Raw genomic sequence first — 12,191 nt, 5'->3', positions numbered from 1 at the left:
CCTACGGGTGGTTTTGTTCTGTTTTCCCGGTATGATGCCCGGCGGCCTGGTGTTCTCTTTTGTGCGTTAACTACCGGAATTCCCCTCGTTTCCTGTTAACCTGAACTGGCGGCAGTTGTAAGCCGCCCACGCCCATTTGTATCTGTTATCCCTCCAGCCATGTAGGATGATTACAGGCGAGAATTTTTGACTAAGGAAAAGCGTTATGAAAACGGGACCATTAAACGAGAGCGAACTGGAATGGCTGGATGATGTACTGACTAAGTACAATACGGACAAGGCTATTCTGGATGTGTCAGAACTGGATGGTTTGCTGACGGCGGTGCTCAGTTCACCGTATGAAATTGAACCGGAGCAGTGGCTGGTCGCAATTTGGGGTGGTGCGCAGTATGTCCCTCGCTGGTCCTCCGAAAAAGAAATGACGCGCTTCATGAACCTGGCGTTTCAGCACATGGCGGATACGGCCGATCGTCTGGATGAATACCCTGAGCAGTTTGAGCCGCTGTTTGGTCTGCGTGAAATTGACGAGCATGAACTGACCATCGTAGAAGAGTGGTGCTTTGGTTATATGCGCGGCGTCGCGTTGTCGGACTGGTCCGCATTACCGGATACGTTGAAACCGGCGCTCGAGGCTATTGCGCTGCATGGTACAGAAGAAAACTTCGCGGTGGTTGAGAAACTGACGCCAGAAGAGTTTGAGGAAAGCGTGGACGCTATCCGTCTGGCGGCGTTGGATCTGCATGCCTGGTGGATGGCGCATCCGCAGGAAACGCCGGTGAAGGTGCCGGTAAAAGTGGATGCCAAGGTAGGACGTAACGACCCGTGCCCGTGCGGCAGTGGGAAAAAATATAAGCAGTGCTGTCTGCATTAACAGAAAGGGGCGTAAAGCCCCTTTTGTTTAACCCACTTCAGGCAGTAACCCTGCTGCAATGGAAAACTGTACCGCGATCACCATAATGCCGCACATAAACACCAACGCCAGCGCCGGTGCGCCACCCGCCACGCGGTAGTTAGCCTGCGAGTTATGTTTTCTGCTTTGCCATGCCAGCATGGCGGGGATCAGTAGCGCCAGTACCGCGAGGGCAACGCCCGCATATCCCAGCGCCATCACGAAACCACGTGGATAGAACAGCGCGAATGCCAGCGGCGGCAGGAACGTCACCACGCCGGTTTGCATCCTTCCTGCTACGGTATTTCGGCGCTGGAAAAGGTCTGCCAGATAGTCAAACAGCCCCAGCGCGACACCGAGGAAAGAGGTCGCCAGTGCGAGATCGGCAAACAAATGTACCGCCAGTTCAACGTGCGGCGATGCCACGACTTCACGTAACGCCTGTAGCAATCCGTTTAAGCCAGCGTGGTTGGCTAACAGCCTCATGAACGTGGACGAGTTAATGCTGCCCAGCGTTGCCAGTTGCCAGAAAATATAGGCGATCAGAGGAATGGCGCTACCGGTAATAAATACCCAGCGCAGTTTACGGATGTTACCGTTCATATAGCTGACGATACTCGGAACGCTGCCGTGAAAACCGAACGACGTGAAGATAACCGGGATCGCGGACAGCGCCAGCCCTTGCTGAAGCGGCAGCGTAAGCAGATTCACTTTATGGATATGCGGCATTAACAGGGCCAGCATCGCCACCAGGAAAATTATCTTGGCACTGAACAACAGACGGTTGAACAGATCGACCAGCGACGTCCCAACGCAAACCACACCACCGGCAACAAAGGTGAACAGCAGTACACCTGTTGATGGCGAGATAGCTGTCCCGGTCCAGTCGCTGATGCTGGAGGCCAGCAGTTCACCTGCGCCACTGATATACGCCGCCGTCAGCGCGTACATTAAAAACATCATGCTAAAACCCGTTACCCATTGTCCGTAACGGCCAAGATAACGTTTCGCCAGGGTACCCAGCCCGGTGTCAGCCGGTACGTGTTGATACACTTCAAGCAGCAACAGCGCGGTGTAGCACATTAACGCCCACAGACTGACTAACAATACCAGCGTGACGCTAAACCCCACGCCTGCCGCAGCCAGCGGCATTGCCAACATACCGGCACCAATCGTGGTTCCCGCCACGATAAAAATACTACCCAGGGTTCTGTTTTTCACGCTTTCCTCTGTCCCAGAGATAATCAACGGTTATATCTGCGGCGCAGGTTAAGGCAAAACATTATTTTCGTCAAATCACCGTTACAATGCATGTACATTAATCTTTACGATTATTGGGTGATTTTAAGATGTATGGGAAATGACATTTATCTGCTGGTAAACCTGTGTTAGCGCAAAGCAGCGCCCTGCGCTTCACATTAGGCTATGCCCTTTATTGAGGAGGTAGTATGGAATCTATTCACGGGCATGAAGTGCTCAACATGATGATTGAATCTGGCGAGCAGTATTCAAATGCCAGTCTTGAAGCGGCGATTACGGCTCGTTTTGGCGAGCGGGCACGTTTTCACACCTGTTCTGCGCAAGGAATGACGGCGGCTGAGCTGGTGGCATTTTTAGCGGCGAAGGGGAAGTTTATTGCAAAAGAAGACGGCTTCTCTACGCACGAAAGCAAGATCTGCCGCCATTAAGATTATCGAATAACGGTGGCATCTCACCACCGTTATCCAACAGAATTAATTCTGCGTATCGAGCGTAGCCAGCTCTTTGTCGATGAAATAAAGACCTTCACCGCTTTTTCCTGCCAGCGATAGCTTATCAATAACAGATTTAAATAATTTCTCTTCTTCATGCTGCTCGGCAACATACCACTGCAGGAAATTAAACGTCGGATAATCCTGGTGGGTCATTGCCGCGTGAGCCAGTTCATTAATTTTCCGGGTGATCAGCTGTTCGTGTTCGTAAGTGACACGGAACAGTTCGTCCAGAGAAGCATATTCAGCGAAGGGGGAAGAGACGGTATTAATACGCGGTAAGCTACCGGTGTCAGTCAGGTAGTCGAACAGACGCTGCATATGCGTCATCTCTTCCTGGGCGTGACGGCGCAGAAACGCGGCAGCACCTTCGAAGCTGTGATAGCTGCACCACGCGCTCATCTGTTGGTAGAGCAGAGATGAATATAATTCAAGGTTCATTTGCTCATTCAGTTGGTCGATCATTTCTGTTTTCAGCATGGTTCTGCTCCACAAACGTTATTATATATTACGTGGCGCCACTATAATTTGTTATTTAATTATTTGCAAAAGGTAAAATAATAAATTTATTTATTAAAAATACGAATGGGAATAAAACGCATTAACGCTATTGAGCGGAGGATATAAATACCGAAGTAACAAATGACCAGCAAAAAAATGCTGGTCGAAAATATTAGTAATTGAATGAGGACGCTGGAGATACCGCGACGCCGTGACACTGCCAGGCGAGCGTAATTTTGGTGTTCAAACACAAAGAACCGGCATATACGCTACAGGTTGACACTGGCTGCCCAAACGCAACGGCGCTGGCATAACCCATACGCTGGCACTCTTTGGTGGCGGTTCCCTGGGTTACGTAGTCATCGGTTCGTGCCGTTTGCAACATGGCCTGGTTGTAAGTCAGGCGAACCACGCCGGTGATGGCGCTGGCTTCGCTCACCTGCGCCTGTTTAGTAATAGTGCATCCTGTCAGCACGAGCGGCAAAAGGGCAATGATAAAGGTCTTCATGAGATCGCTCTGAAAGTTCGGAGATAGTCTATCATGGCATGCCTTTCGACGTATCAATGGCTTGAATAGCCTGAAGATCACCTGCGATTAATCGCAACGACGTCACTTTCTTGAGGCCATTCTGAGCTGCTGAGGGAAAAATGTGAGCCCTTCATTACTTTATAAAACAAAATTTCATTAAATTTGAAAGTGGGTTTGCAAAATAGTAATGTGGCCTGAATGTTATGACTTTCAGCAGTCCACGCTACGCATTCAGGAGATGACAGAATGAAAATTGCATTGATGATGGAAAACAGCCAGGCAAGCAAAAACGCCATCATTCATAACGAGCTTAAAGCCGTTGCGGATGAGAAAGGTTTTCCCGTTTATAACGTCGGCATGAGCGATGAAAATGACCATCATCTGACCTACATTCATTTAGGGATTATGGCCAGCATCCTGCTGAATTCCAGAGCCGTGGATTTTGTGGTCACCGGCTGTGGTACGGGTCAGGGCGCAATGATGTCACTGAATATCCATCCGGGAGTCGTATGCGGCTACTGCCTCGATCCGGCGGACGCATTCTTGTTTTCTCAGATCAACAATGGGAATGCGCTTTCTCTGGCCTTCGCCAAAGGCTTTGGCTGGGGCGCCGAGCTCAATGTGCGCTATATGTTTGAAAAAGCGTTTACTGGACGTACCGGGGAAGGTTATCCACCGGAACGTAAAGAGCCGCAGGTGCGTAACGCCGGTATTCTGAATCAGGTGAAAGCTGCAGTGGTAAAAGAGAATTATCTGGATACGCTGCGCGCTATCGATCCTGAACTGGTGAAAACCGCCGTCTCGGGTCCACGCTTCCAGCAGTGCTTCTTTGAAAACTGCCAGGACAAGTCGATCGAAGCGTTTGTGCGCGAGATTATTGGCTAAATCCTGCTGGCCCGGCGGTGTTCTCCCGCCGGGCTATCTGTTCTTATCTGACACCGCACTTCCGGCATCACGGGTAAGCCGCAGCGTATCCACCATACCGACCAGACAAATTATGGCGATAGCCACAAAGGCCAGGCGGAAGCTGATCCCCGGAATATTGCCCAGCGCCAGCCATTGACTGACTTCAGCGCCGATGCGGATCCCAATAGCGGCTAATGAAATTCCCAGTCCCACTGCTAACTGTGTTGCCGTACTGAACAGCGTATTGGCGTAGCTCATTTGCGACGCGGGGACGTCCGCAAATGCAAGCGTACTGACGCCGGTAAACTGGATTGAACGGAACACACCGCCCAGATACAGCACCAGCAAAATAACCCATACGGGCGTTTGCGGCGTTATCAATGCACAGGCCAGCAGCGCCAGGACGTTAAGGGCCCCGTTGATCAACAGCAATTTCTTAAAGCCCAGCCAGCGTATCAACGGCGTGGTGGCAGGTTTTATCGTCAGATTGCCTACAAACACCGCCAACACCAGCGAACCTGCGTGAAAAGCGTTCATGCCAAAACCTACCTGGAACATTAACGGCAGCAGAAATGGTACGGCGCTGATAGAGGCGCGAAACAGCGATCCGCCATACATCGTGACGCGAAAAGTCGGGACGCTCATGGCATCAAGACGAATCATCGGCCAGGCGGCGCGGCGAAAATGGCGTAGGGCAAACAGGAAAGTCACTATTCCCAGCGTGAGAAGTCCGGCAGTTAGCCAACCCTGCGGCTGCTGGGTTCCCAGCAACTCCATGGCATACACCAGACTTACCATGGCAACAGAGGTCGCGACAAAACCCGCTATATCAAACGGACGGCGCTCGTCGTCATGAATATCCGGAATAAAACGTCGCGCCAGCGCTATCGCCAGTATTCCCAATGGGACGTTAATGAAGAAGATCCAACGCCAGTTGGCATAGCTGGTGATGAATCCGCCAAGCGGAGGGCCGATGATGGGCGCGACTAACGCGGGCCAGGTCAGAGTCGCAATGGCGGTGATTAACTGATGTTTAGGCGTGGTGCGTAGTACCGCAAGGCGGCCAACAGGAACCATTAATGCGCCGCCCACGCCCTGTAAGATTCGCATGGCGACAAAGCTTTCAAGACTGGTGGACAAACCGCATAAGACCGAGGCGAGGGTAAATATCGCCAGTGCGAGGGTAAACACTTTTCTGGCGCCAAAGCGGTCCGCAATCCAGCCGCTGGCGGGGATAAGTACGGCGAGGGTGATCAGGTAGGCGCTAATACCAATATTCAGGTCAACCGCCTGTACGCCAAAGCTTTTGGCCATGTCGGGCAGGGCGGTAGCGATCACCGTACCGTCAATAAACTCCATAAAGAAAGCGCCGGCTACAAGTAATGCCGCCGGGGAGAGACCGCGTTTATTCTCAACTGCTAAATGTTCACTCATGTTGTGCTTGCCATCTCAAAAGAAACTGACCGGGTCTGTTTATTTATTTTCAGCGTATCCGTTATGCGTACGCCGCTACCGTTTCGATCGCTGAATGGGTACTATGACGACCTTTCTATAAGGAGCTCATTATGTCCCAAACACTGAATGCCGATCAGGAACTGCTCTCGGACGTTGTTGCCTGTCAGCTGGTTATCAAACAAATTCTGGATGTCATTGATGTTATCGCCCCGGTAGAAGTCCGGGAGAAAATGTCCAGCCAACTGAAAAGCATCGACTTTTCAAGTCACCCTGCAGGTGCCGATCCGGTTACTATGCGCGCAATACAAAAAGCAGTTGCCTTGATCGAGTTGAAATTCACGCCGCAGAATGAGTCTCACTAAAATAAACCGTTGTTTCAGGTTTTAGAAAGGTTTTTTGCGCCTTTGAGAATGAGAGGCGCGAGCGTAGCGATCATTGAGCGCTAGCCGGATAAGATGCGTGGCATGACTATCCGGCTAGCGTTATGAAAATTGAAGATTAGTGATGTTGGTAGTTTACGACGTTCAGCAGATGTTTATCGGTTTGCGCCATGCACAGTCCCGCGCGTTTCGCGCTGCGGACTTCATCAAGAATGGTTTGTAACAGTACGCCATCCTGCTGCTGCTCTTTTTCCAGATCGTGGAGAAAATCAACGGTTGGCTCATCGTTCAATGCTTCAGCTTCATTGGTTAAGCGTGAAAGCTTACTCGAACGCTGTTGGTACTCATCCAGTGTTTTCTGAAACAGTTCTTCAAGGGAAGTCAGTTCATCACCCGGAACATCGATGGCCTTGACGATGGGGTTAGCCCCGGCGCTTTTCATAAAATTAAACATACGCATCATTTGAGTTACGTTACCCTGCGCCTGCGTGCGTAGAAACGTTGCGGTACCTGTCAGGCTATGTTCGTAGCACCATTCGCTAAGGTGCAGGTAAAGATTCGATGCGTAGAACTCAAGATTCATTTGCGTGTTGAGTTTATGAACAATTCCAACTGCAGCCATATCAATATCCTTATTTCCAGAAAGGAGAATGTACGTTACTAACGTCAGTGCAACGGGCTGTCGCCGCACTTCACATCTACGTACAATTAAAACTGTTAGCAGAATAAATCCGTTCCGCCGGTCCTTTAGTGATCACGGATTATATCCGCTTCCGATCGAGATTCAGCATAGCGCGTGATCTGACATAAGAAAATCCTTAAATCTGCATATTTATGTTTTTTTACATATTGTCATAGCAATATTCTTAATACCTGCATTTCGTCATATAAGATGCGTGAATGTAATTGATTGATATTTAAGTATTTATAGTAATATTCTGATAATGAAATGTTGTTTCATATCACAAAATTAAATTTAACAATACGTTATTGTCTTGACCTCGCTGATTATGAAGTCCCGGCTGGTGGCGATTTCACGATTGGGTAAGGTAAATGAAAACTATCTGGTAGTTAATATTTTGCGCCAGATCATTTTTGCTGAAATTAATAAATTTAACGACCTGTACGATTCGGCATTTATTGTTTGGTGAATGTGGGGAAATCGAGGAGTTACCTATGAAAAAGGTTGCGGTGCTGCTGGCGCCTGGTTTTGAAGAGGCGGAAGCGATTGTTACCATTGATATTCTGCGTCGCCTGAATATCGAAGTCGAAACGCTGGCCTGCGCGGAGTCGCGTGCGGTGGTGAGCTATCATGACGTACCGATGGTGACCGACAGTACGTTGGCTGCGCGTCAGGCCCATCTCTACGATGCCGTCGTGTTGCCTGGGGGGCCGCAAGGTAGCGTTAATCTTGCCGCCAGCGAGGCAGTCATCCAGTTTGTCACCTGCCATGATGAGGCGGGAAAACTGATTTGTCCTGTGTGCTCTGCGGCCGCGCGCGTACTGGGCGGCAACGGTCTGCTAAAGGGGCGTCGCTACGTGTGCTCGGGAGATTTATGGCAAAACGTCACGGATGGCGAATATATCGATGCGCCCGTTGTTGAGGATGGCAATCTTATTAGCGGCAAAGGATTAGGGCATATTTTTGATTTTGCGTTTACGCTTTCGGCGCGTCTGTTGGGAGATGATATTCCGATTCGCGATCACGCCGACCACATTTACTACCCATGGTAAACATTGTTTTCCCGAATGCTTCAGCATTCGGGGACAAGGATTTGCTGACTGATGTTATGGACTAATCTGCTATTCCTCTTTTTCTTCGTCGTCAAAATCGCGTTTCTTTATGTCATTTCTCGCTGAATTTATGTACGCAATTACTGTAATTCTGTGGTGTGATGCCGCTCTCTTATGGAGAATCAATTTCCCGCTAAAAATACTCTCAGCACTGGCATTGATCTTATCAATAAAAGGTAATGCCTTGTTTTACGTCCGAATTACAAAAAATCGTCTGATTTTACCCTACATAAAAGAACGTTAAAGCTGGAGTTGACCATGCACAAATTCACTAAAGCGCTGGCGGCCATCGGCCTGGCTGCCATTATGTCACAATCCGCTATCGCTGAGTCCATGAAGCTCGGTTTCCTGGTCAAACAACCGGAAGAACCGTGGTTCCAGACTGAATGGAAATTTGCCGATAAAGCCGGTAAAGACCTTGGTTTTGAGGTGATAAAAATCGCCGTCCCGGATGGTGAGAAAACCCTTAACGCGATTGACAGCCTGGCTGCAAGCGGTGCGAAAGGGTTTGTGATTTGTACGCCGGATCCCAAACTCGGGCCTGCCATTATGGCGAAGGCGCGCGGCTACGATATGAAAGTCATTGCTGTCGATGACCAGTTTGCCAACGCGAAAGGGAAACCGATGGACACCGTGCCGCTGGTCATGATGGCGGCAACAAAAATTGGTGAACGCCAGGGTCAGGAGCTGTACAAGGAGATGCAAAAGCGCGGGTGGGATGTGAAATCCACCGCGGTAATGGCCATTACCGCGAACGAACTGGATACCGCGCGCCGCCGCACTTCAGGCTCAATGGAAGCGCTGAAAGCTGCGGGCTTCCCGGAAAAACAGATCTACCAGGTTCCAACCAAATCGAATGATATCCCTGGCGCATTCGACGCCGCCAACTCCATGCTTGTTCAGCATCCTGAAGTCAAACATTGGCTGATCGTGGGGATGAACGACAACACCGTGCTGGGCGGCGTACGTGCGACCGAAGGGCAAGGCTTTAAAGCGCCGAACGTGATCGGTATCGGTATTAACGGCGTTGACGCGGTGAGTGAACTCTCTAAAGGCGAAGCGACCGGGTTCTACGGTTCATTACTGCCAAGCCCGGACGTTCACGGCTATAAATCAAGCCAAATGCTCTACAACTGGGTAACGAAAGGTGCAGAGCCACCGATGTTTACTGAAGTGACGGATGTGGTGCTGATTACCCGCGATAACTTCAAAGAAGAACTGGCGAAGAAAGGTTTAGGCGGTAAGTAACATAAATGCCGGATGCGTCGCCAAAGCGTCTGATCCGGCCTACGAATTACGTACTCAGTAGGCCGGATAAGGCAAAGCCGCCATCCGGTATAAAGATCTGAATCACGGAGACGTTATGCAACAGTCTACCCCGTATCTCTCATTTCGCGGCATTGGCAAAACGTTCCCCGGCGTTAAAGCGCTTACGGATATCAGTTTCGATTGCTATGCCGGTCAGGTGCATGCGCTGATGGGCGAAAATGGCGCCGGAAAATCAACACTCTTAAAAATTCTCAGTGGTAACTATGCGCCAACGACGGGATCCCTGGCGATCCGCGGACAAGAAGTTTCGTTTGCGGATACCACAGCCGCGTTGAACGCTGGTGTCGCCATTATTTACCAGGAACTGCATCTCGTCCCGGAAATGACCGTTGCCGAAAATATCTATTTAGGGCAACTGCCGCATAAAGGCGGCATTGTGAATCGGTCGCTGCTGAACTATGAAGCGGGGCTACAGCTTAAGCATCTGGGCATGGATATAGATCCCGACACGCCACTGAAATACCTCTCCATTGGTCAATGGCAGATGGTAGAGATTGCAAAAGCGTTGGCGCGTAACGCCAAAATTATCGCCTTTGATGAACCGACCAGTTCCCTGTCGGCACGCGAGATTGAGAATTTGTTTCGCGTTATCCGTGAGCTGCGCAACGAAGGGCGCATCATTCTGTATGTCTCGCACCGTATGGAGGAGATTTTTGCCCTTAGCGATGCCATTACCGTATTTAAAGATGGGCACTACGTTAAAACGTTTACGGATATGCAGCAGGTCGATCACGATGCGCTGGTGCAGGCGATGGTAGGGCGTGACCTGGGTGATATTTATGGCTGGAAATCCAGGCCTTATGGCGCAGAGCGCCTGCGTTTGCATGAGGTCAAAGCCCCAGGCGTGCGCACGCCGATCAGTTTATCGGTGCGTAGCGGTGAAATCGTCGGACTGTTTGGGCTGGTGGGCGCTGGACGTAGCGAATTAATGAAAGGCTTGTTTGGCGGCACGCGTATCACCGCAGGCCAGGTGTTTATTGATGAACAGCCAATTGATATCCGCAAACCGAGCCACGCCATTGAAGCGGGGATGATGCTGTGCCCGGAGGATCGCAAAGCTGAAGGGATTATTCCGGTTCATTCGGTGCGTAACAACATCAACATTAGCGCGCGTCGTAAACATGTATTGGGAGGATGCGTGATCAATAACGGCTGGGAAGAAACCAATGCCGATCACCATATTCGTTCGCTCAACATCAAAACACCGGGGGCGGAGCAACTGATCATGAACCTCTCTGGCGGTAATCAACAGAAGGCTATTCTTGGCAGGTGGTTATCGGAAGAGATGAAAGTGATTTTGCTGGATGAACCTACCCGCGGCATTGATGTGGGCGCCAAGCATGAAATTTATAACGTGATTTATGCCCTTGCGGCGCGCGGCGTGGCCGTGCTGTTTGCATCCAGTGACCTGCCAGAAGTTCTCGGTGTCGCCGATCGTATCGTGGTGATGAGAGAAGGCGAGATTGCCGGGGAGTTACTTCATGAACAGGCGGATGAACGCCAGGCGTTGAGCCTTGCAATGCCTAAAGTCAGCCAGGCTGTGGCCTGAATAAGGAGAGTATGATGTCTTCCGTTTCTACATCGGGTTCAGGTGCTGCGAAATCGGCGCTAAATCTTGGCCGCATTTGGGATCAATACGGGATGCTGGTGGTGTTCGCGGCATTGTTCCTGGTTTGTGCCATCTTCGTGCCAAACTTTGCCACCTTCATCAACATGAAGGGGCTGGGACTGGCGGTATCGATGTCGGGTATGGTCGCATGTGGGATGCTCTTTTGCCTGGCATCCGGTGACTTCGACCTGTCCGTTGCATCCGTCATTGCCTGTGCGGGGGTCACTACTGCCGTGGTCATCAACATGACCGAGAGCCTGTGGATTGGCGTCGCTGCCGGGCTGTTGCTGGGGATTTTATGCGGTCTGGTGAATGGGTTTGTGATTGCCCGGTTAAAAATCAATGCCCTGATCACCACTCTGGCGACGATGCAGATTGTCCGCGGTCTGGCCTACATTATCTCTGACGGTAAGGCGGTCGGGATTGAAGACGAGCGTTTCTTCACCCTTGGCTATGCTAACTGGTTCGGGCTGCCGGCACCTATCTGGATAACGATCGTTTGTTTCATCGTATTTGGCTTACTGTTAAATAAAACCACGTTTGGTCGTAACACGCTGGCTATTGGGGGGAATGAAGAGGCTGCGCGCCTGGCCGGGGTTCCGGTTGTTCGCACCAAGATTATTATCTTTATTCTTTCCGGTCTGGTATCCGCAATTGCCGGCATTATCCTCGCATCGCGCATGACCAGCGGTCAGCCAATGACCTCAATCGGTTATGAGCTGATCGTGATTTCTGCATGTGTATTAGGGGGCGTTTCGCTGAAAGGCGGCATCGGAAAAATCTCATATGTGGTCGCCGGGGTATTGATTCTGGGGACGGTTGAGAACGCGATGAACCTGCTGAATATCTCTCCTTTTGCACAGTACGTCGTACGTGGTCTCATCCTGCTGGCGGCGGTAATCTTCGACCGTTACAAGCAAAAAGCGAAGCGTACCATTTAATGATTTAAGCCCTAACTTTTTAGTCTAGCCTCAGCTAATCGCCAGCCGCTACCCGGCTGGCGATTGTTTTTCCAAATGGCGAGCATGGTCACACTGTCTATACTTAT

Annotated in this window: 13 protein-coding genes; 8 read left to right on the top strand and 5 right to left on the bottom strand. The window is 50.5% G+C overall.

The features are described from left to right. The first annotated feature begins 205 nt into the window (after positions 1–205). Positions 206–871, top strand: coding sequence for a YecA/YgfB family protein (locus tag FOB24_RS15500; protein WP_042307734.1), 666 nt, complete (start codon positions 206–208; stop codon positions 869–871). Positions 872–898: 27 nt separating this feature from the next. Here FOB24_RS15500 and tyrP read toward each other — a convergent pair whose 3' ends face one another. Then, positions 899–2,110, bottom strand: coding sequence for a tyrosine transporter TyrP (tyrP, locus tag FOB24_RS15495; RefSeq protein WP_150345128.1), 1,212 nt, complete (start codon positions 2,108–2,110; stop codon positions 899–901). A 227-nt stretch (positions 2,111–2,337) separates the two neighbouring features. On the opposite strand from tyrP, the gene FOB24_RS15490 reads away from it, so the two are divergent. Then, a complete protein-coding gene (locus FOB24_RS15490; RefSeq protein ID WP_038641513.1) occupies positions 2,338–2,577 on the top strand; it encodes a YecH family metal-binding protein in 240 nt (79 codons plus the stop codon). Positions 2,578–2,622: 45 nt separating this feature from the next. Here FOB24_RS15490 and ftnA read toward each other — a convergent pair whose 3' ends face one another. Beyond that, on the bottom strand, positions 2,623–3,120 hold the full coding sequence (ftnA, locus tag FOB24_RS15485) for a non-heme ferritin (protein WP_038641510.1): 498 nt from the start codon (positions 3,118–3,120) through the stop codon (positions 2,623–2,625). A gap of 193 nt (positions 3,121–3,313) precedes the next feature. Further along, the gene (locus FOB24_RS15480) at positions 3,314–3,649 is read right to left on the bottom strand and encodes a YecR-like lipofamily protein (protein WP_038641508.1); all 336 of its coding nucleotides are present in this window, start codon (positions 3,647–3,649) and stop codon (positions 3,314–3,316) included. Between the two features lie 267 nt (positions 3,650–3,916). Here FOB24_RS15480 and FOB24_RS15475 point away from each other — a divergent pair, with 267 nt between their 5' ends. Further along, on the top strand, positions 3,917–4,555 hold the full coding sequence (locus tag FOB24_RS15475) for an RpiB/LacA/LacB family sugar-phosphate isomerase (RefSeq protein ID WP_038641506.1): 639 nt from the start codon (positions 3,917–3,919) through the stop codon (positions 4,553–4,555). Positions 4,556–4,588: 33 nt separating this feature from the next. Here the strand turns inward: FOB24_RS15475 and FOB24_RS15470 are convergent, their stop codons facing one another. Further along, positions 4,589–6,010: an MFS transporter gene (locus FOB24_RS15470; RefSeq protein ID WP_150345127.1), complete on the bottom strand. Its 1,422-nt coding sequence runs from the start codon at positions 6,008–6,010 to the stop codon at positions 4,589–4,591. 131 nt (positions 6,011–6,141) lie between these two features. Between FOB24_RS15470 and FOB24_RS15465 the strand changes: the two genes are divergently transcribed. Then, positions 6,142–6,393 carry a DUF2766 family protein gene (locus FOB24_RS15465; RefSeq protein ID WP_005127709.1) on the top strand — a complete coding sequence of 84 codons (252 nt, stop codon included), beginning with the start codon at positions 6,142–6,144 and terminating at the stop codon, positions 6,391–6,393. A gap of 136 nt (positions 6,394–6,529) precedes the next feature. Here FOB24_RS15465 and FOB24_RS15460 read toward each other — a convergent pair whose 3' ends face one another. Continuing rightward, positions 6,530–7,033 (bottom strand): non-heme ferritin-like protein, encoded by a 504-nt coding sequence (locus FOB24_RS15460; protein WP_038641501.1) that lies wholly within the window; start codon positions 7,031–7,033, stop codon positions 6,530–6,532. 554 nt (positions 7,034–7,587) lie between these two features. Between FOB24_RS15460 and FOB24_RS15455 the strand changes: the two genes are divergently transcribed. The 4 genes from FOB24_RS15455 (at position 7,588) to araH (ending at position 12,084) form a co-directional block, all read left to right on the top strand. Beyond that, entirely contained in the window at positions 7,588–8,145 is a 558-nt protein-coding gene (locus FOB24_RS15455) for a DJ-1/PfpI family protein (protein WP_150345126.1), read from the top strand. A gap of 318 nt (positions 8,146–8,463) precedes the next feature. Continuing rightward, positions 8,464–9,453, top strand: coding sequence for an arabinose ABC transporter substrate-binding protein (locus FOB24_RS15450; protein ID WP_038641497.1), 990 nt, complete (start codon positions 8,464–8,466; stop codon positions 9,451–9,453). Positions 9,454–9,568: 115 nt separating this feature from the next. Then, positions 9,569–11,083, top strand: coding sequence for an arabinose ABC transporter ATP-binding protein AraG (araG, locus tag FOB24_RS15445; RefSeq protein WP_038641495.1), 1,515 nt, complete (start codon positions 9,569–9,571; stop codon positions 11,081–11,083). Positions 11,084–11,097: 14 nt separating this feature from the next. Beyond that, entirely contained in the window at positions 11,098–12,084 is a 987-nt protein-coding gene (gene araH, locus FOB24_RS15440; RefSeq protein ID WP_042307755.1) for an L-arabinose ABC transporter permease AraH, read from the top strand. Positions 12,085–12,191 lie beyond the last annotated feature (107 nt).

It is taken from the genome of Citrobacter werkmanii (assembly GCF_008693645.1).
Classification (GTDB): Bacteria; Pseudomonadota; Gammaproteobacteria; order Enterobacterales; family Enterobacteriaceae; genus Citrobacter; species Citrobacter werkmanii.
The sequence above is the reverse complement of the archived record's forward strand: the minus strand, read 5'-3'. Positions and strand labels throughout refer to the sequence as shown.